Consider the following 19,881-nt stretch of genomic DNA (forward strand, 5'->3'; position numbering starts at 1 on the left):
GTGAAATTAGTTTCTTGGTCTTCCCTTTGGTTTAGGGGCATTTTTCAGTTCTTCTTCATTTATAAAACCATCCTCATTGGCATCTATCTTATCAAAATCTTTTTGTAAAGGTCCTTTGACCTCGTCTTTGGAAAGTTGTCCGTCTTCGTCTTTGTCCATTTGTTCCAATAATTCCTTAAATGTAGGTGGCTCTCTACGCTCTCCTTTAGACTGGGCCGTTGCGGCCAAAGTTCCCAAAGCAATCATTATGGCAAATAATAATCCTGTTTTTAATGTAGCTCGTTTCATATGTTTTAATTTTAATTATTGATATTTGACTACAAAGGTGTAAGAAACCATAATGCAAAATGGGCATATTAAGCGTATGCCGACAACCTTTAAGTGAATGGTTGATTTTAAGCCGTGAATACTTTAATAGCGTTGTTTTATAAGCTTGTTTATAGGGACGGTTTAAAAAATTATATCTTTTATTTGCAGCATGAAAAGACATAAAAATTTCATTTTTCACGGTGTACTTTGGTTATTGATATGGTCAACCGCTTGGCTGTTCAATGGAGGGGAATTTGAGTTTGTTAGGCAGAATTGGTTTTCCTTGATCTTCCAAATACTAGCCATTGGCCTGTTGATTTATTTTGCAATACCCCACCTTTTACTCAAAAAGAAATATTTATTGTTCTCTATTGCACTGATGGTGACCGTAATTGCAATAACCTTGATATTGACCCAGTTGACCCAAGTACCAACTTTAGGCCCTGACATGGGTCCTGGTCCTGGTCCTGGTCCAGGACCAGGTATGTCACCTAGAGGAGATATGGGACCGCCAATGGATGTAGTTAGAAGGCCGCCTTCCAAATTTTTTATAAACCTATTATTAATTTCCATTGCTTGTGTTGTGGCTACCTTGGTCGAGATATTTTTATTTGCGCAACGAAAGGAGGAAGAAATTATAAAGAATAAGAATGAAAGCTTACAGACAGAGTTAAAATTGCTGAAATCACAGATAAATCCCCATTTTCTATTTAATTCTTTGAACAATATCTACGCACTCTCTGCCATAGATGCAGGCAGAACCCAAGAAAGTATCAGTTATCTTTCCGATATGTTACGGTATGTCCTTTATGAATGTGAACAGGAGATCGTACCACTACAAAAGGAAATGGATTATATTGAAAACTACATAAAACTTTTTTCTTTAAAGAGCAGTAAAACGTATCCTATTACCACAAATTTTAATGTAGAGGATCCACAGATAAAAATAGTACCTATGTTATTGATACCATTTTTAGAGAACGCGCTAAAACATAGTAACATTGAAAAAATAACAGGTACATTCATACATATATCCTTGGCGGCCAACAAAAACCAGATACGTTTTGAATTAGAAAATAGTAAGCCAAGGACCCCCTTAATTACCGATTCCGTTGGTGGTATTGGAATTGAAAATGTCAAGAAAAGATTAGCTATCTTATATCCTAAACGACATCAATTAATTATAGATGATGCGGAACAAACGTTCAAAGTGAATTTAATACTTCAACTACATGCATAAAATTAACTGCTTGGTGGTAGATGATGAGGAATTGGCCCGTAGGTTGATTATATCATACATGGATAAGTTAGATTTTTTACATTTGGTTGGATCGGTAGAAAACCCACTTGATGCCCTTAAAATAATGAAGGAAAAACCTGTGGACCTACTTTTTTTGGATATTCAAATGCCAGAATTAAAAGGAACCTCCTTTGCAAAAATGGTCGGTCCCACTACTAAAATAATATTTACCACCGCTTATTCAGAATACGCATTGGAAGGTTATGAACTTAATGTCCTGGATTATTTATTGAAACCCATAACATTTGAGCGATTTTTAACTGCCGTGAACAAACTTAAAAATACCGGTAATGCAACCATTTCGGAATCGTTCACCATTAAATCCGGTTATGATCTTCATAAGGTTAATTATACGGATATAATCTATGTTGAAAGTGATAGTGAATATGTTACTTTTCATTTGTCCGACAGAAAAATTATAAGTAATCAGCGTTTAAAGATGGTTGAGCAAGAATTGCCAAACGACCTGTTTATTAGGGTACATAGGTCTTATATTATCAATAAGGATAAGGTAATGGGCCTAAAGGGAAGAGATTTATTGCTTAAGGATTTAGTAATACCGGTGAGCGATTCCTATTATGAGCGGGTAAAGAAAGAGGTGTTCTAAATACCATTACTCATTCCCTTTTTTAGCTGTAGAAATCTAAATGTCTCTTAGTAAATACATTATGGCATACCTCGTGAAATTGTGAATATCTAATGGTTTTTTTTATGATGGGAACTAAGGCTAACTGCTATATTTGCCACCCCTAAAAAAACATGATATGAGTGCAATTTGGTATGAGTGTAAAGTAAAATATAGAAAATTGGATGAGGCAAGTGGTATGCTAAAGGTCAAAACAGAACCGTTCTTGGTAGATGCCATTTCCTATACTGAAGCAGAAAGTAGAATAACCCAAGAAATGTCCGCCTATTTAAGTGATAGCGAAGAAATAAAGATTACGAACATTAAGGTTGCCAATTACGCAGAAATCCATCCGTTTGAAAATTCGGATAGATGGTTTAAGTCCAAGATATCCTTGATCGCCTTTGATGAGGAGAGTGGCAAGGAACGTAAAACCAATCAATATTTATTGGTTCAGGCAAATGATGTTAAGGAAGCTTATGAGAATACGGTTAGTGTAATGAAGGATACTATGGGAGATTATACCATTCCTGCCATTACTGAATCGCCCATTATGGATGTTTTTCCTTATTTTTCAGGTGAAGAAGATGATTTGGAGCGTATTCAAAAATTTACAGAACTAAAGTATTCGGTGCCTGTACTAGAAGTAGATGATAGTTTGAAGAGTGAAAATGAGGTAACGGTTTAATGCGATAGCATTGAATTTCTAAATTCCCTTGGGCTTAATCCTTTCAATTTTTTAAATGTTCGGTTAAAATGAGATAAGCTTTCAAAGCCACAATCAAAAGCAATAGCCTGTATAGGTTTATCCGTTGTGGATAAATGCATACAGGCTAATTCTATTCTGGATAAATTTAAAAATGTCACAAACGAATGCCCCGTACTTTTTTTGAACCATCTACAAAAAGACGGAGCTATCATATGGGCTTTTTCTGCCATTAGGTTTACGGTAAGTTTACTGGTAAGATTTTCAAGAATGTAAGACGTAATGACTTTTATTTTACTTTTTGATTTATCGGTTACCATTTGCGGAAGGTATGAGGATGAGGAGAGATAAACCGTGTCTTCGTGAAGAAGCAATTGCTGAATTATTTCAATTAAAGCGGCCAATTGCCCTGTTTTTGATAAATCATCAAACGAGCATAATTGTTCTAACAGTTGTGGGGCGGGATGTAAAAACTGTATACCCCTAGTGGCAGAACTATACAGTGTTTTAAAAGCCTCACATTCTATAAAACTATCAAACAAATGGGCTGGAAATTGAATAACGATCGCTTCTTGGGTCATTGATGGGTTATTTAAGTGGGATATATAATTGTGAGGTAGGTTACTACCCAAAAGGACCAAGTCATTTTCAGTATAGTTAAGTATACTGTTACCAACAAACCGTGTACCGCTACCCTTGGTAATTAAAGTAAGTTCCAGCTCTGGATGATAATGCCAAAAGGGTTTAAATTGTTGTTCTTTTAATTTAAAATACCGAAAAGATGTTTGGGATTCTTTAAGGTCTATTCTTTCAATGATGGGTTTCATTATAAGTTATAATTAACTATTAATGTATACAAATTACATCATATGGGATAAAATATGCACACTATTGGTTAAAATTGTAAAATATGTACCGCTGTCATCTATATACTTTTATGAACATAAAATTTATGACATGAAAACAATGGCACTTTTAAATCAGGAATACGTACTCACTCATGAACAAATACAATTTTATGATTCCAATCGCTATATAAAATTGAAACATGTTTTTGATCCCGAAACCATTTCATTTTTTAATGGGATCATTACCAAGAAAGTAATGGAGTTGACCAAAGAAAAGCAGCCAATGGAACATAGGGACACCTATGGCAAGGCGTTTATGCAGCTTTTTAATTTATGGCAAGAAGATGAATTGATAAAGACATTGGTATTTTCAAAGAGACTAGCACAAATTGCCAGTGCCTTAATGCAAGTTGAAGGTGTACGTTTGTACCATGACCAAGCCTTGTTCAAGGAAGCTGGCGGGGGTATTACCCCGTGGCATGCCGATCAATACTATTGGCCCTTGGCCTCTGATAAAACCATAACTGCTTGGATACCCCTACAAAAAACACCATTATCAATGGGACCATTGGAGTTTAGCGCAGGTAGTCATGAAATTATGGATGGTAGGGAATTATCTATAAGTGATGAGAGTGAACAGATTATACAGAATAGATTAAAAGTAACCGATTTTAAACATATTATATCGCCTTTTGATATTGGGGAAATAAGTTTTCATTCTGGATGGGTTTTTCATCGTGCCGGTGCAAATACTACCCGGAACATGAGAAAGGTCATGACCATAATCTATATGGATAAGCATATGAAATTAAAACAACCCACTAATGACGGACAACAGAATGATTGGGAAACATGGTGTCCTGGCACTAAAATCGGTAGAATTATTAATTCTCCCTTAAATCCTGTTTTATTTTGACTTCAACATACCGTTTAGGTTTATTTAATTTAGAACACCATTTATGAAAATTCATAAATATGCAATAAAAAAGAGGGCACTTAAGGCCCTCTTCATAATTTACCCATCAAGGATTATTTTGTCAATAGCACATCATTGATTACGTGTATAATTCCGTTAGATGCTTTTACATTTCCTAAGACAATTTCACTTCTATTTCCTTTTTCATCCTTCAAAACAATTTTGTCATTCTTTAAACCAGCGGTAATTTCTGATCCGGCAACTGTCGTCATTACATATTTACCATTGGCTTCCTTAATATTATCCACCAATTTATCTGTAGAAATTATGTCATTTATTACATGATACTGTAATATTTTGGTCAATAATTCTTTATTCTCTTCTTTGCCCAATTCTGCAATAGACCTATTATTAGGTAATTTTTCAAAAGCATTATTAGATGGTGCAAATACGGTATAATTACCAGGTTCAGTTAACATAGCTTCCAAATCAGCTACTTTCACAGCGGATAATAACGTTGAAAGTTCATTATTTTTATGAGCAAGTGCGGCTATACTGTTAGCCTTCATTTCGTTTTTTTTGGCTTCGACTTTAGCCTTTTCCGCTTCTGCCTCAATTTTGGCTTCCTCCATTGATATTTGATCCTCCATAGCCTTTTTATCGGCATCTATTTTGGCTTGATCCTTACATGAATTTAATGCAAAAAGTACGATGCCTAAACATACCAAAGTTTTTAAATTTCTTAGTGTCATAATTCCGTGTTTTTAGATATTGTTATCATATTATTTACGTACAATTACAGGTGATAGTTTGCTGAAAACCATGACTTGTGTATTAATAATTAGTTAAACAATTACTGCTTATGTTAACCTATGTTTAAAAAGAACTGGAAAAAATAAAAAATGGACTCAAAGAAAAAATTGATTTGCACGTTAGTTAATAGTAAGAAAATACATACATAACTTGGCATTTCACAACATAATTAAGGAAGTATTGTATTTACATTATATATTTATTGCTTAATTCCCTCTTAGTGATGAAGTTTATTTTGTCCCCTACTAATTATAAAAAATGCATACTGTTAGTAGTACTATCATTGATGTTGATACCTAGATCGTATTCACAATCAGAAAAAAAGCTTCTTAAACAGATAGAGGAATTAAAAGCGCAACCAGAATTTAATCCTGAAACCCCCCTTTACATAGATTTACTTTTTGATCTGGCCAAGGAATATACCTACAAGAATAAGGACAGTACGTATATTTTGGCAAACCAGGGGCTTGCTTTAAGTAAACTTACCAAATATAAAAAAGGGGAAGGTTATGCTTATCTACGTTTAGGTGACTACTATTCCCAATTAATGGATAAGGATAATTATAAAAAGTATTATGATAAGACAATAGAAATAGCTGATAATTACGATTATGAAAAGCTTAAATTAATTGTCCTCAACAATTACGGCACTACCCTTTCTATACATGGTGATGTAGATGAGGCTTTAAAATATTACTTGGAAGGCATTGAAATTGGTGAAAAAAATAAGGATAACCTTATGTTGCCGATATTATATGATAATATTGCCATTATGTATTCCGGTCTAAAAGACTATGAGACCGCGTTGATCTTTCATGAAAACTCACTTCGTTTTAGTGAAAAAAGCAAGAGTGCATTTACTATGGCAAAGACCTTAAGTAATATGGCCTTTTCATATGCATATTTACACAAATTTGAAAATGCAGAAGATGTAATAAAAAGGGCCATTCCTATATTCATTGAAGAGGATAATATGGATTGGCTTTCCTTTTGCTATGAGGTTAAGGGAATTATAGCCTTGGAAAAAAAGCAATTTGAAGATGCTTTGGAATGGTATATGGAAAGTAATTTGCTATGTGAGGACCTTGATTATTTTACGGGTACCATTAACACCTATAATGGTCTGGCAGAAGCGTATATAGGCCTAGGTCAAATAGATTCCGCAGAACATTATGCCCTTAAGGCCAATAAGGCGGCAAGCACCACCCACTACCCAGAAATTTTAATGAAATCCGCAAAAACTCTTGCTGATATTAATAGGATAAAAGGTGAGTTTGAGGTGGCGTTGGATTATCAGGATGAGTATTTGGAACTTGCGGAAAAAGCAGATACCGAAAATTTTAAGAAAGGCTTGGCAATGCTCCGTAGCTATCAAAAATACGAGGCACAAAAAAAACAGATTCTCGATGAAAAAAACAGGGAACTGGCAAGTCAACAAGCGTTGACCTATATTGCCTTGGCAGGTCTATTGCTATTGATTATCATGCTCGTTTTAATTTATAGAAACTTTAAAATTCAAGGACGTTTTAATGGTATTTTACAGAAAAAGCAACAAATACTAGTCAATAGGGAATTACAGTTAAAGGAAAGTAATAATACCAAGGATAAGTTATTTTCATTGATAGCGCATGATCTTAGAGGCCCAATTCATTCCTTTCATGGCCTTATGCAATTTTATGTACGTGGTCAAATGACCAAGGAAGAAACGGACAAATTTTTACCTGTAGCCTTACAGGATTTAAGTTCTATTGCAGATATGTTGGATAATCTATTGATTTGGGGTAAAACACAGATTAACGGTACCAAACATGAACCTAAAAATATTAACATCAATGATTTGATAGAAAATAATATGCGTTTATTAAAACCTTTAGCCGATAAGAAATCTATTCAAGTTAAAAGTAATGTGGAAAAGAATTTAGTTAGTTATAGTGATGACGCCCATGTGGATATTGTACTAAGAAACCTTATTGGCAATGCCATAAAATTCACACAAAAAAATGGTGAGATTACTATAGATGCTATGGAAAATGAATCCCAATTGGTACTTTCCGTGGCGGACAATGGTGTTGGTATGTCCCCGGAAAAACAGGAGAATTTATTTAACAAGAACAATTATGAATCTTCTTATGGTACCAATAATGAAAAAGGAACAGGACTAGGATTGTTTTTATGTAAGGAAATGGTAGAAATGAACGGTGGACGAATATGGGTAAAAAGTGTAATTGGTCAAGGATCAACTATCTATTTTACCGTACCCAAGAAATTGAAACTTCGCAAGGCCATTTAATATGTCTTAAAAATGAAAAATCCACCGAAACCATAGGCTCCAGTGGATTTATCCCATATATAACCATTTAATTACACGGGAATTTTATCGGCCAATTTGCGTCTTTCCCAATTTCTGTGCTTGGAAATACTGTCTACAAATTTAGAGGGCTCATCATTGATATGTATGGCGTTATCATCCTTATATGCTTTAATAAATGATTTGTCCAAAGCCATTTCACCTTCATCATCTACGGCTATTGCCTTACAATATTTGAAACTTTCATTTATAAATTTGATAAACTTTCCATTATCCAAAATAGCTTCCACAGATTTTTCTCCTCCAGGAATATAGACTGCATCAAATAAAACACTTTCCGTCGTTGCTATAGCCGCATCAACTTTATGTTTCATACCTTCATCACAAGTAATACTTCCTCCGTGAGGCGCAACAATTTTAACCATAGCTCCTTCTTTCTCCAATAATTCTGTCATGGATTTAAATTTTTTCATGTTGAATCCATCTGCTGCAAGCACGGCTATCTGTCTGGTAGCAATACTATTGAATTTTGTATTGGCCATACTTAATGCCTTTGATTTGTCCAGGTAATTTTTCTTTTCACCAGGTTGATGTTTGTCCGCATCAGCATCGGCACCTATAGCCTGATTAATAGGTCGTTCAATATCCTTTGGTATTTCCATACCCAATCCTTCCGCTACTTTATTGGCAAGATCATCATCTATCTGGGCGATCAACCATAACATGCGCTCCTTAATGTGTTCATGGTTACATTTGCCCAACTCAAAAGTATAGGCCGCTGCCACGTGCTCTTGTTCCCAATCTGCCAAACTTCTATAGAATAATGCCGGTTGCGAAAAATGATCGTTAAAGCTCTCGCTTCTTGTCCGTATCTTTTTTGCATCTATACGTTCCTCATATGAATGGAAACCACCTTCCGCCATTTTGGAAAGGTGTGGGCAACCACCGCTTAAGCTATTTGGAAAATATGCAGTTTGTCCTTTAGGAATGGACATTTGCATATGAGCATCCCTTTGATTATTATGCGTTTCTACAATAGGCCTGTTGATTGGAATTTGATGAAAATTAGGGCTTCCCAATCTGGACAACTGGGTATCTCGGTAAGAAAATAATCTACCTTGTAACAAAGGATCGTTCGTAAAATCAATACCTGGAACAATGTGACCAGGCAAGAAAGCAACTTGTTCCGTTTCCGCAAAGAAATTATCCGGGTTTCTGTTCAAGGTCATTTTACCAATTATTTTAACAGGAACCATTTCTTCAGGAATAAGTTTAGTTGGATCCAACAGGTCAAAATCAAACTTATGTTCATCTTTTTCCGCTACTACCTGTATACCAAGTTCCCATTCAGGATATTGTCCGGCCTCAATGGCATCCCACAAATCCCTTCTGTGGAAATCCGGATCGGCTCCATTTATCTTTACTGCTTCTTCCCATGTTACGGAGTGTACGCCTAGCGTTGGTTTCCAATGAAATTTTACAAAGTGTGCTTCTCCCTTTGCATTGATCAATCTAAAGGTATGTATTCCAAAACCTTCCATCATACGTAAACTTCTAGGAATGGCCCGATCACTCATAACCCAAATATGATTGTGCAAGGTTTCCGTAGTGAGAGAAACAAAATCATAGAATGTATCATGTGCAGATGCAGCTTGTGGAATTTCCTTGTTCGGTTCCGGTTTAACGGAATGAATCAAATCTGGAAATTTCATAGCATCCTGTATAAAGAATATAGGCATGTTATTTCCCACAAGATCCCATGTTCCTTCTTCGGTATAAAATTTTACTGCAAAACCACGGACATCCCTAGCTAGGTCAGGTGAACCTTTTGAACCCGCTACGGTAGAGAAACGTACAAACACAGGCGTTTTTCTTGCGGTATCCGTAAATATGCCGGCTTTACTATACTCCTCAATACTTTCATATAATTCAAAATAACCGTGTGCCGCACTACCCCTGGCGTGTACAATACGTTCTGGAATACGTTCGTGATCAAAACTTGTAATTTTTTCCCGTAACAGGAAATCCTCTAACAATGTAGAACCACGTTCCCCGGATTTTAAACTATTATTTGTATCGTTAACCTTTAATCCTTGGTTGGTGGTCAAAGGTTTGTTTTTCATATCTTTTTGATAATGCTCTAGGTCCTTGATTTTTTTGGACGCTGATTCTTTATTTTTCATAGTGTACGATTGTTTGTTTTAAGGAGCTTAAAACTAGGGGTAAAATCAGATGAACTTTTGCTGTTTAAACTTTAAAACTGGCTCATATAATTTTATTGATAAAAATCTATACAGATAATTTCAATTGTAAGTACCTCTAAAAACTAATGAAACTCGATCTCGTTGAAATAATACGGAATTAATATATCCTATTTGAAAATCATATTTTATAGTCAATCGTCTAATAGTCAATAGCCGTTATTTTAAATACTCGCTGTTCCTTCCCCATTTGTAAAATGGCACTATCCCCTATTTTTTTTCCAATTAAAATTCTCGCTATTGGGGAAACATATGAAATTTTCCTTGCCGCTATATTGGCTTCATCCACCCCAACTATTTGATAGGTCTCTAGTATTTTATTTCCATTGACCATAACGGTAACCTGTGCTCCAAAACGCACACTATCTAAATGTTGGTCTTTAAAATTGATTACTTTGGCACTTGCAATCCGGGCATTTAAAAGCTGTAGTTTGGCATTGATAAAATTGCTTGCAATCCGACGTTCCTTATCATTGCCGCTAGGTAATTGTTCAATTTCCTGAATTAGGGTCTTTTTTTCGGTCTGTAATAGAACGAACCCATGTGGAGTAACATAATTAATGGCCCCCTTAGGTAAATCTGCCCTTGGCGGAACCATTGGTATTTCCTCTTGATCATCTTCTTTAACAAATCCCCTGCTCATATATATTCTTTTGAGGACAACATACAATTAACTGATTTAGGTATGTAATGGCATTGCAAGTTTTTTTACCCTTATCAGTTCCTACAGGTTGGCCCTAAATTGTTATAAGTTACAGGTTGTGTGTATTTTGCAAACGTAGAATCCCTATATTTAAAATCACTTTACTTAACAATAAAACCATATACAATGACAACTAGAAGAAAATTTTTGGAAAAAATATCGGCCACCTCGGTCGCCGTGCCATTATTGTATTCGCCTTTAAATCTCTTTGCCTCCTCAACCGTACCTTATGAAGGACCGGTACTGAATGTTGCAATCATGGGGCTGGGTAGTTATGGTACACGTGTTGCCGAAGCCATGCAGGCTTGTAAAAGGGCTAAACTGGTAGGGGTAATTAGCGGTACACCTTCCAAGGTCAAAAAATGGCAATCTACTTACGGTATTCCTTCTAAAAACTGCTATAACTATGATAATTTTGATGCTATTAAGGACAACCCGGATATAGATGCAGTATATGTCATTACCCCAAACGGATTGCATAAGGATCAATCTATACGCGTAGCCAAAGCTGGAAAACATGTTATTTGCGAGAAACCAATGGGAATAAATGCCCAAGAAGGTCAGGAAATGGTAGATGCCTGTAAGGCGGCCAATGTAAAATTGCTGATCGGCTATAGAATGCATTTTGAACCCAAGACAGTGGCTGTAATAAAAATGAGAAAAGAAGGTCAATTTGGTGACCTCAAATTTTTTCAAGGTCAATCTGGGTTTACGATAGGTGATCCCAACCAATGGCGATTAAATAAGGAACTTTCCGGTGGTGGCGCCATGATGGATATAGGTATATATTCCATTAACGGTGCTAGATATATGTTGGGAGAGGAACCTATTTGGGTAACTGCACAGGAAACTAAAACGGATCCGGTAAAATTTAAGGAAGGAATAGATGAGACCATACAATTTCAAATGGGTTTTCCAAGCGGTGCGGTAGCCAACTGTTTAAGTACTTACAATATGAATAATCTAGACCGGTTTTTTATGACAGGGTCCAAAGGGTTCGTTGAGATGCAACCCTCTACGGGGTATGGCCCCATAGAAGGAAGAACTCATGAAGGTCCTTTGACCCAGCCACATATTACCCATCAAACCTTACAGATGGATGGTATGGCGGCATTGATTTTTGATGGTATAAAACCTATTGTACCCGTAGACGGGGAAGAAGGTGTAAAGGATATGAAAATCATTGATGCTATTTTCCAAGCGACCAAGACAGGGGAAAAAGTAATGCTATAAGCTAGGATAACATTAATATTCCATAATTTCAATAGTTTTAAAATCTATAGGGTGGCTGTTCGACTGTAAAGAGATATAGCCACCTTTTACTTGAGTATTATTGCCGTCTATCAATGATTTGGCCATTTCATTCTCCGTATTATAGGTTGGATTGGCATATCTTAAAATTTCTTCACCATTGACAAAGTGTTTAATTTCACCATTGTTCACTTCTATCTCTGCCGTGACCCATTGATCACCATGAAAAGTCTTCGGTATCTCTGCAGGGATACAAGTAGTGGTATTTTGGGTTCCCTTATATTCTATGAACATACCATTTGTACAAGCAGCGCCCAATGGTCTATCCTCTATACCATTACCTCCATGAAAATTATATTCTAGGCAAACGGGAAATGCCTGGTCCATTTTTTGGGTTGCGGGTGGTTGACCATGAAATTGAATCCCACTATCACGATACCCCCAAGTAGGTGCACCAGGAGCGGTTTCACCTACGAATCTATACCTTACCTTTAACCTATAATTACTGTAATACTTATCATAATATACCGTTCCAAAACGATCGTTGAACTCTGGGCCGTATGCATCATACCGTATTTTTAGAATACTGTCCTCCACACGCATGGTATTGCCAAAATTTTCTCCTAAAGCGTGTCCTGGTATTTTAATGGTCCACCCGGTTAAATCAGTTCCATTGAAAAGTGAGACCCATTGGGGAATTGTGTCTTCTAAAACCGCAATGGATTCGTTTGTGCCCTTATTATCTTTTTTCTTGGTGTTGCAAGCGTATATAAGCGTCAGAAGTGTTAGTAAGGTCAATGATTGCCTAAGCGTACTTTTCAAATTCATTAGGGTTGGTTTAAAGCTCTAAACCTAAAAGTAACAAAAAAAGGTATGTCTTTTGAACATACCTTTTTATAAATCTTTCCCTTAAAATTATAAATTGGCCTCTTTCTCCAATTTTTCCAGCGCCGCAACTAGTTCCAAATAACGCTCCTTCATATCCTTACCTATAATTTTGTCCGCATCTCCCACAATATAGGATAAGTAGGCCGTTTGGGCCGCCAACATTTGTTGAGGGTAAGCACCTTCATCGTTTTTTATTTCCTTAAGGATTTTTTCCAAGTTTTCTTTTTTATCGCCTTTACTTTTCTTGATTTCGGACTCTAAATTGGATTGAAATTTTCTAACATTGGTCAATAACTGAAGTACTTTATTTTCAAAATTTAAATGCTCAGAAATGATCGTGTCATCTATACCCTCTTTGGCCATACGCGGGTCGACCATAATTTTAAAAGGTTGTTCATATTCCTCGGTTCCAACGGTTAATCTAACTATATAATCTCCTGGTGGCACCATAGGTCCGTTTTTATAGCGTCTGGACTCTCTTTTGTCCCAAGCACCTTTTTGCCGCATATTCCAGTGAAATCTATTGATCCCTTTTTTGGTTTCCAGTTTATTGTCAAAATAGCTGAAAGTCATACTTAGTGCCATATTTTCAACTTCTTCTTTTGTAGTCATTGCTTTGGTAGAATCGCTTACAATACTAGCTACAATTTGCCTATCCGCATTCAGCACTTCCAATTTTACTTCATTCGCAAATTCTTTTGGAAGGTAATAATCTATTAATACGCCGGTATCCGGATAATTGGGAAAGTCTTTTGATCTTCTTGGAACCCTATATCGTATAGTATTGTCCGGTGCAAATAATACAGGCGTATCGTTTAAATTGCTTATGGCAGAATTTCTTAATGAAGTTATATTGTCCAAAATCCAAAATCCTCTGCCCATGGTACTTAATACCAAATCGCCCCTATGAAGAATAATATCCGTAATTGGGGTTATAGGTAAATTTTGTTGAAAGTTTTTCCATTCCTTTCCATCGTTCAAGGAAACAAACATCCCGTATTCCGTGCCGGCATATAATAGCCCTTTAGTCACAGGGTCTTCCCTCAATACTTTGGCGATATGGTCCATTGGTATTCCATTGGTTGTCGTGCTCAACAGTTCCCATGATTTACCGAAATCCTCGGTCTTATAAAAGTAAGGGGTTGTATCGCCCAATAAATGCCTGTCCAAGGCCATATAGGCCGTTGCGGGATCAAATTGGGAAGGTTCAATAGACTCGACCCTACCCCCTTTCGGCATTTTTTTGGGAGTTACATTGGACCAAGTCAATCCCCCATCTTGGGTTACGGAAACTACTCCATCATTGGAGCCTGTCCAAATCAATCCTTTTTTGATTTTAGATTCCCTAATAGCATATAAGGTGCTGTAGTATTCTTCACCAGTGATATCCCTAGTGATCGGGCTACCGGATATAACCTGCTTATCATTTTCAAATGCCGTAAGGTCAGGAGAAATTGTTTCCCAAATAACACCGTCGTTCCTTGTTTTATGTAGAAACTGAGAACCCATATATACCACATCTGGGTCGTGTGGAGAAACATGAACTGGTGCCACACGTTGAAATCTATATTTTAGGTCTTTTGGATTGTGTCCGTAAATATTGGATGCGCCAATAGAATATTCCCTATCTACCCCTGTTATTTTATTATAAACACTAAAACGGCCTTTACAGTTGTTATATACTATATTATGATTGCCAGGTTTAGGTATGGACGGACCCGTTTCACATCCTCCCACATTGATCATTATCTGTGTTCCTTGAGGACCCGTGGCACTTGGAGCGGAACTAGGAATGGCAATGGTTGTATTATCTTGTTGCGCGCCATAGACCCAATACGGATATTGATCATCAACGGCAACTTGATAGATTTCTGCAGTTGGTTGATTAAATTGAGAAGACCATGTCTTGCCCCCGTTATGGGAAACATTGGCACCGCCGTCATTACATTGAATCAACAAATCTGGATTGTTAGGATTCAACCATATATCATGGTTGTCACCATGTGGTACCGCCATCATCGTCCATGATTTGCCGCCATCTGTAGATTTTAAAAGTGGATTGGCGTTGGAATACACAATATCCGGATTGGTAGGGTCAAGTTCAATATTGGTATAATAGAACGGTCTGTTCACCAAACCTTTGTTATCCGAAGTCTGTACAAAACTATTGCCTTGATCTACTGACTTATATACACCGCCTTTATCACCGGGCGCCTCAATTACCGCATAAAGAATGCTTGAATCAACTGCAGAGACCGCTAGATCAATTTTACCGATCAATCCCTTAGGCAGCCCTTTTTCCAGTTTGGTCCAATCCTTTCCTCCGTTTACGGATTTGTAGATGCCACCTTCGTTTTGCTCACCACCTGAGATAATGGTCCATGGTGTTCGTTGAGCTTTCCAAGCGGCAGCGTACACGATATTTGGATTTCCCGGTAGCAGTTCCAAATCTGCAAAACCGGTTGTGTTGGAAATATGAAGCATTTTCTGCCAAGTAACACCACCATCCGTAGTTTTATAGATACCGCGTTCCTCATTGGCCTTAAATGCATTGCCTATAGCCGCTACCCATACAATATTGCTATTGGTGGGGTCTATTTCTACGGCACCTATCTGTCCGGCATGCTCAAGTCCTATATGGTTCCACGTTTTTCCGCCATCTATAGATTTATAGACACCTTTACCGCCAATAATATTACTTCTTAATCCGTCTGACCCGGTGCCAACATATACTATATTGGGGTCGTTTATCGCAACTTCAATGGCACCTATGGATGGTGTTTTAAAAAACCCATCGGAAACGTTATTCCAGGTAGTACCATAATCATCGGTTTTCCAAACACCTGCACCTGATGCACCCAAATAAAAAGTTCCGGGCTCATTGGGCGTGCCCGTTACCGTCGTTACCCGCCCACCCCTTAATGGGCCAATGGTACGATATTCAAAAGCGGAGAAGTCCTGTGCTACAAGAACTGTGGAAATACCAAAAAGAAAGAAATAGGTAAAGTGGTGAAAGAGCGTTTTCATTTTAAACTGGATAATAGGTTGGTTAAAACCTAAAGTTACTTAAACCTATATCCAATTCATATATCAAGTCAAATTTTTATGATTTTCCTATTGTACCCTATCAATTTTAAGAAAAGTCTGTGTGTAGTTTTGCCTTATTGGCATTAATTGAATTTTATAAAAGGAATACAGTACTTATTTCTTGGTTTTTTTATCCGCTTCCTTAAGTTTGTCCTTTTCCCAAATACCGCTTAGAATGCTACCGTCCTTAGTGTAAAATGTGCCCCTGCCATTTCTTTTATCACCTTTCCATTGCCCCACATATTTATCGCCATTTGGCCAAAAATAGGACCCCTCGCCATTTCGCATATCGTCTTTGTAACTACCCACGTAATATTCTCCGTCTGACCAATAAAAAGTACCTTGACCGTTACGTTCATTATCTTTCCACTGACCCTCATAACGGCTTCCGGTTTCCAAAACGGCAATACCGGCGCCATTGGCCATATTGTTTTTCACTTGCCCAACATAGTGCAATGCGGTGCCTTTTTTACTTTTGAAACTCAAGTATTCCCCAAATGATTTTTTATTGAGTTGGTTTCGCATGTTATTCAGTTGAACCCTAGCTTTCTCAAGTGCAAAATTCAACGAGTCTATACTTCTTAGTTCTTTAGGTGAAATGGATGTACTGGATACTGAATCTGGTCTATTTTGGTCCGTTCTATTGTCAAAATTATTTCGGGAATCCGTCTGCATTAATTTCTCCGCCAAGGCAATACGCAGAGGTATGACCGTATTCAGTTCCTTATGGTTTTCCAAGGTAGTATGATACGATTCTATTGCCTTATCATATTCACCTTTCATTAGTACCGAATCTATGGATAAAAGTTCCCTATTACCGGTCACCAATTCATCCAATTCTTTTTTGGCTTTGTTGCTTTCCCCTACTTCATTCTGTAGTGCATTGGATTTTATACCAAAATATAGGGCAAATGCAGACACAATGGTCAACAATACGTAAGGTAGTAAATGCTTTTTCTTCATGATAGTTGACTAGCTTTAATCCGTCAAGTGAATTTCCGGCAGTTTATTTTTAACCTTTCTAAAATCTGGGGAGTAATATACATGAAAGCGCATGGCCCAGCTATGTTTAAAATATCCGCCATTGGTTAGGTCTTGACCTTGTGAATACATTGCACCGGCTGCTACAGTTAACCTAGGGGTCAAAATATAGCCTAAAGTGGATGTTAAACGTAAGTCTTCCATGGGGCTGGCCACTACGGCCTTGCCACTTTGCATGATCAGCTCCGCTTCCGGAGCAACATACAATGTTTTTGGTTTTAGCTTGTGACTGTTCAATGGAATTTTCATTCTAAACATATACCGCCAACGATTTCTGAAAATATACTCACTATCCTCGGCAAAACCTTGTGTCCACCTGTGTTCTATACGTATACGGTGGTAGATCATCATACTGGAAAGGGATTGTGCAAATTGGTACTGATGCCAAATACGCCATTCCGGTACCAGGTTGCGGTCTTCTGAACTTTCGTCCGTATTGAAGTTTAAGCGGAGTACGCCCCCTAAGCGAACATTGAAATATTTGGAGTGAATATATCCTATTGCGTGCCTATTATATATTTGGGCCACTTGTCCAACAAAAGGTGTTTCCTTGGTTTCCTCTAATCTTAAATGTGTTTGGGCATCCCAAAAAAGACGTTTTCCTATTCTTATATTTCCATAGGAATTAAACCACGTTTTGGTCTTTAGGTCCTTGTACTCTGAATATGGAGGTAGCTCAACTTTTTCACTCTCTTGGGCAAGTACACGAAACAAGAATAGTATACAGACCAATACGGTTAAATTATGCTGAAATGTACGAAACGTGCTCATAGACTATTGTTTAACAGTGTTTTGTACGTTCAACATTTGTAGTATAGCTAAAGGATCCTTTTCCTTTTTAAGCTTTCGTTCCAACTTTTTGGTCTCTTGATCCCTTAATTCTAAAATTTGAAGATAAGTAGAATTGATTTGGTCATTCAACGTAGAAACTTTATCACAATCTAATGCAGAAGTCTCGTTCAAAAAATAAGGTTCCAAAATTTTATTGTATGCGGTGGTAATACGTCTTTTAATGTCCTCATCCATAAGTGTGGCCATGAACGGGTTCCAAATACGGTCTGTATATGTATCCTTTAAGGTGTCTTTATATTTCGGCATTTTCTCAACGGTACGGACCAATTGGTTAAGACCTGCCAAACAAGTTACGGTCTTACGCGCCTGGACCAATCTATTTTGAGCCGATTTAACCTTGGAGTAATCATTTAAAGTACGGTTTGCAAAAGATTTAATATGTTGTACCGGTTTTTTATAAAGTACTGGCATATCCGTTACCAGTAAGGAGTCCGAAAATTTAATGAGGGAGTCGTTTTCCATGATGATTTGCTCTTCAAGATAAACCAGTTCATTCTGCCGTTTTTCCTGTGCCAAAGTTTCCTTGACCTCATCTGCAATGGCCATTACACCATCTAAACCCGCTTTTGAAATAGCTACTAAATTCTCTATGGTACTTTTGCTTACATCAATAAAAGCGGATGTAGGTATTTCATAAGCTTTGTAACCCGTTGTACTATCAATTGCTATTTCTATAGTAAGGTTTTTAGAAGGAAAACCGTTAGGAAATAAATGTTTCTGTAATTGTTCACGGGCCGCAAATTCTACAATGCCCAATGAATCAAAATCTACCACATTTTTTATGGGTTTTAAAAATTGGTTCTTTAATGCCAATACACTGTTATATTGATAGGCCGTAGTGCTATCAGAAAGTTTAAGAAGGTTTAATTGGGAATTGTGCAAAATAGTCTCACTTAATATTTTCGCTTTTTGATAAAAGGATACAATACTATCTACACTGTTTCTTTCTATGGTATTCAAAGGATAATAGGGCACCTTCACTTTAAATTCCGGTAGAAATTCAGATTTCCCCAAAGAGGATAAAATAGCATCTATTTCTTGGTATCTATTGGCATTTTGGGTCAATAATCGAGGTAAGGATTTATATTGTAAAATTTCTATATTTTCTTGTGAAAGTTGTATTTCCAATGCTTTGATATAACTTTCATTTAAGTTAATAGTCTGGGTTTTGCCATTATAATCATTGTATGCCTGTATAGTTTTATGATCGTTGTCATCATCTACCCGAATGGACATTAACAAACCGTCCCTAAAAAACCAACTTTCAGATTGATCTATACCGTTTACGGGAAACAGGGACCACTCATCATGGGCCAGGCCATCCCGTAAGAATCTACCAATTAAGGTATAATCCTCATTATTGATACTAAAGTTTTGTTGTGGAACGCCATTATCAAAAGAAATGACACTTTTAAAAAGGGTATTGACTATTTCAGAATTTTCTATTTGCTCCTCCAAAATGGTCCATTTGCCATTAGGTTTACCCATATTTATTTTTCCCGAAGCAGATTTTTGAATACCACTTACCAAAACCCTATATTGGTAATCTATAATTTCTGACTGACTTTCGGAATTAAATTCCCCGAATTGAAATTTCCAAGGGCCATTGGCCGTACCCTCCACAAAGCTACCTTTAAACTGAAAAGAGTAATCCTGCTTTTGTAACAATTCTTGAAGATTGGAACGCACCACCAAAAAGTCGCCATCCAAAACCGTGTCGTTATCAACAATTTTATACGTGTATTTTGCCTTACCGTTGTATTTGCCAATCTGTAACGGACCGTTGTAATTTTTGACCTCTTGGGCATTCAGCGAATTTGTAATACCGATACAACAGCATACAACAAAAAATAGTAAAGGGTTGATAGTTAGCCTAATCATGCCGCAAAAAAACGAAATAAGATTCAGACTAGTAAATTAGAAGAGTATGATTTTTAACTTTTTATTAAAAGTTTTTAATCAATTCAGAATGA

At 36.9% G+C, this 19,881-nt stretch carries 16 protein-coding genes; 6 read left to right on the top strand and 10 right to left on the bottom strand.

The window, feature by feature from the left end:
- Window positions 1-6: 6 nt before the first annotated feature.
- Window positions 7-288: a CREC-EF hand family protein gene (locus tag CHB68_RS08205; RefSeq protein ID WP_089260358.1), complete on the bottom strand. Its 282-nt coding sequence runs from the start codon at window positions 286-288 to the stop codon at window positions 7-9.
- A gap of 190 nt (window positions 289-478) precedes the next feature.
- Between CHB68_RS08205 and CHB68_RS08210 the strand changes: the two genes are divergently transcribed.
- The 3 genes from CHB68_RS08210 to CHB68_RS08220 all read left to right on the top strand — a co-directional run bounded on the left by CHB68_RS08210 (window position 479) and on the right by CHB68_RS08220 (window position 2,922).
- Window positions 479-1,549 carry a sensor histidine kinase gene (locus CHB68_RS08210; protein WP_089260359.1) on the top strand — a complete coding sequence of 357 codons (1,071 nt, stop codon included), beginning with the start codon at window positions 479-481 and terminating at the stop codon, window positions 1,547-1,549.
- Window positions 1,542-2,216, top strand: a complete 675-nt coding sequence (locus tag CHB68_RS08215; protein ID WP_089260360.1) for a LytR/AlgR family response regulator transcription factor — start codon at window positions 1,542-1,544, stop codon at window positions 2,214-2,216. Before CHB68_RS08210 ends, CHB68_RS08215 begins: the two co-directional genes overlap by 8 nt.
- Window positions 2,217-2,373: 157 nt before the next feature.
- Window positions 2,374-2,922, top strand: coding sequence for a DUF4494 domain-containing protein (locus CHB68_RS08220; RefSeq protein WP_089260361.1), 549 nt, complete (start codon window positions 2,374-2,376; stop codon window positions 2,920-2,922).
- Here the strand turns inward: CHB68_RS08220 and CHB68_RS08225 are convergent.
- The gene (locus CHB68_RS08225; protein ID WP_089260362.1) at window positions 2,919-3,767 is read right to left on the bottom strand and encodes an AraC family transcriptional regulator; all 849 of its coding nucleotides are present in this window, start codon (window positions 3,765-3,767) and stop codon (window positions 2,919-2,921) included. The two genes, CHB68_RS08220 and CHB68_RS08225, sit on opposite strands and share 4 nt — an antisense overlap.
- 130 nt (window positions 3,768-3,897) lie before the next feature.
- Between CHB68_RS08225 and CHB68_RS08230 the strand changes: the two genes are divergently transcribed.
- Window positions 3,898-4,704 carry a phytanoyl-CoA dioxygenase family protein gene (locus tag CHB68_RS08230; protein WP_089260618.1) on the top strand — a complete coding sequence of 269 codons (807 nt, stop codon included), beginning with the start codon at window positions 3,898-3,900 and terminating at the stop codon, window positions 4,702-4,704.
- 113 nt (window positions 4,705-4,817) lie between these two features.
- On the opposite strand, the gene CHB68_RS08235 is transcribed toward CHB68_RS08230, so the two are convergent.
- Window positions 4,818-5,456, bottom strand: a complete 639-nt coding sequence (locus CHB68_RS08235; protein ID WP_089260363.1) for a fasciclin domain-containing protein — start codon at window positions 5,454-5,456, stop codon at window positions 4,818-4,820.
- Between the two features lie 347 nt (window positions 5,457-5,803).
- Between CHB68_RS08235 and CHB68_RS08240 the strand changes: the two genes are divergently transcribed.
- Window positions 5,804-7,807: an ATP-binding protein gene (locus CHB68_RS08240; RefSeq protein WP_179213165.1), complete on the top strand. Its 2,004-nt coding sequence runs from the start codon at window positions 5,804-5,806 to the stop codon at window positions 7,805-7,807.
- Between the two features lie 71 nt (window positions 7,808-7,878).
- Here CHB68_RS08240 and CHB68_RS08245 read toward each other — a convergent pair whose 3' ends face one another.
- Complete coding sequence (locus CHB68_RS08245; RefSeq protein WP_089260365.1) at window positions 7,879-10,008, bottom strand: catalase; 2,130 nt, start codon at window positions 10,006-10,008, stop codon at window positions 7,879-7,881.
- A 220-nt stretch (window positions 10,009-10,228) separates the two neighbouring features.
- Window positions 10,229-10,729 (bottom strand): GreA/GreB family elongation factor, encoded by a 501-nt coding sequence (locus tag CHB68_RS08250; protein WP_089260366.1) that lies wholly within the window; start codon window positions 10,727-10,729, stop codon window positions 10,229-10,231.
- A gap of 186 nt (window positions 10,730-10,915) precedes the next feature.
- On the opposite strand from CHB68_RS08250, the gene CHB68_RS08255 reads away from it, so the two are divergent.
- Window positions 10,916-12,022 (top strand): Gfo/Idh/MocA family protein, encoded by a 1,107-nt coding sequence (locus tag CHB68_RS08255; protein ID WP_089260367.1) that lies wholly within the window; start codon window positions 10,916-10,918, stop codon window positions 12,020-12,022.
- Between the two features lie 12 nt (window positions 12,023-12,034).
- On the opposite strand, the gene CHB68_RS08260 is transcribed toward CHB68_RS08255, so the two are convergent.
- The 5 genes from CHB68_RS08260 to CHB68_RS08280 all read right to left on the bottom strand — a co-directional run bounded on the left by CHB68_RS08260 (window position 12,035) and on the right by CHB68_RS08280 (window position 19,789).
- A complete protein-coding gene (locus tag CHB68_RS08260) occupies window positions 12,035-12,868 on the bottom strand; it encodes a 3-keto-disaccharide hydrolase (RefSeq protein WP_089260368.1) in 834 nt (277 codons plus the stop codon).
- An 87-nt stretch (window positions 12,869-12,955) separates the two neighbouring features.
- Window positions 12,956-15,955: a WD40/YVTN/BNR-like repeat-containing protein gene (locus tag CHB68_RS08265; protein ID WP_089260369.1), complete on the bottom strand. Its 3,000-nt coding sequence runs from the start codon at window positions 15,953-15,955 to the stop codon at window positions 12,956-12,958.
- Between the two features lie 174 nt (window positions 15,956-16,129).
- Window positions 16,130-16,978, bottom strand: coding sequence for an MORN repeat-containing protein (locus tag CHB68_RS08270; RefSeq protein WP_089260370.1), 849 nt, complete (start codon window positions 16,976-16,978; stop codon window positions 16,130-16,132).
- Window positions 16,979-16,993: 15 nt separating this feature from the next.
- The gene (locus CHB68_RS08275; protein WP_089260371.1) at window positions 16,994-17,827 is read right to left on the bottom strand and encodes a DUF2490 domain-containing protein; all 834 of its coding nucleotides are present in this window, start codon (window positions 17,825-17,827) and stop codon (window positions 16,994-16,996) included.
- Between the two features lie 3 nt (window positions 17,828-17,830).
- Window positions 17,831-19,789, bottom strand: a complete 1,959-nt coding sequence (locus tag CHB68_RS08280; protein WP_089260372.1) for a hypothetical protein — start codon at window positions 19,787-19,789, stop codon at window positions 17,831-17,833.
- Between the last annotated feature and the right edge of the window lie 92 nt (window positions 19,790-19,881).

This window comes from Maribacter sedimenticola (genome assembly GCF_900188415.1).
GTDB lineage: Bacteria > Bacteroidota > Bacteroidia > Flavobacteriales > Flavobacteriaceae > Maribacter > Maribacter sedimenticola.

Bases quoted from the DNA above. Each gene is read 5' to 3' on its own strand.
- CHB68_RS08205 (WP_089260358.1), bottom strand. From the start codon at position 288: ATGAAACGAGCTACATTAAAAACAGGATTATTATTTGCCATAATGATT.
- CHB68_RS08210 (WP_089260359.1), top strand. From the start codon at position 479: ATGAAAAGACATAAAAATTTCATTTTTCACGGTGTACTTTGGTTATTG.
- CHB68_RS08215 (WP_089260360.1), top strand. From the start codon at position 1,542: ATGCATAAAATTAACTGCTTGGTGGTAGATGATGAGGAATTGGCCCGT.
- CHB68_RS08220 (WP_089260361.1), top strand. From the start codon at position 2,374: ATGAGTGCAATTTGGTATGAGTGTAAAGTAAAATATAGAAAATTGGAT.
- CHB68_RS08225 (WP_089260362.1), bottom strand. From the start codon at position 3,767: ATGAAACCCATCATTGAAAGAATAGACCTTAAAGAATCCCAAACATCT.
- CHB68_RS08230 (WP_089260618.1), top strand. From the start codon at position 3,898: ATGAAAACAATGGCACTTTTAAATCAGGAATACGTACTCACTCATGAA.
- CHB68_RS08235 (WP_089260363.1), bottom strand. From the start codon at position 5,456: ATGACACTAAGAAATTTAAAAACTTTGGTATGTTTAGGCATCGTACTT.
- CHB68_RS08240 (WP_179213165.1), top strand. From the start codon at position 5,804: ATGTTGATACCTAGATCGTATTCACAATCAGAAAAAAAGCTTCTTAAA.
- CHB68_RS08245 (WP_089260365.1), bottom strand. From the start codon at position 10,008: ATGAAAAATAAAGAATCAGCGTCCAAAAAAATCAAGGACCTAGAGCAT.
- CHB68_RS08250 (WP_089260366.1), bottom strand. From the start codon at position 10,729: ATGAGCAGGGGATTTGTTAAAGAAGATGATCAAGAGGAAATACCAATG.
- CHB68_RS08255 (WP_089260367.1), top strand. From the start codon at position 10,916: ATGACAACTAGAAGAAAATTTTTGGAAAAAATATCGGCCACCTCGGTC.
- CHB68_RS08260 (WP_089260368.1), bottom strand. From the start codon at position 12,868: ATGAATTTGAAAAGTACGCTTAGGCAATCATTGACCTTACTAACACTT.
- CHB68_RS08265 (WP_089260369.1), bottom strand. From the start codon at position 15,955: ATGAAAACGCTCTTTCACCACTTTACCTATTTCTTTCTTTTTGGTATT.
- CHB68_RS08270 (WP_089260370.1), bottom strand. From the start codon at position 16,978: ATGAAGAAAAAGCATTTACTACCTTACGTATTGTTGACCATTGTGTCT.
- CHB68_RS08275 (WP_089260371.1), bottom strand. From the start codon at position 17,827: ATGAGCACGTTTCGTACATTTCAGCATAATTTAACCGTATTGGTCTGT.
- CHB68_RS08280 (WP_089260372.1), bottom strand. From the start codon at position 19,789: ATGATTAGGCTAACTATCAACCCTTTACTATTTTTTGTTGTATGCTGT.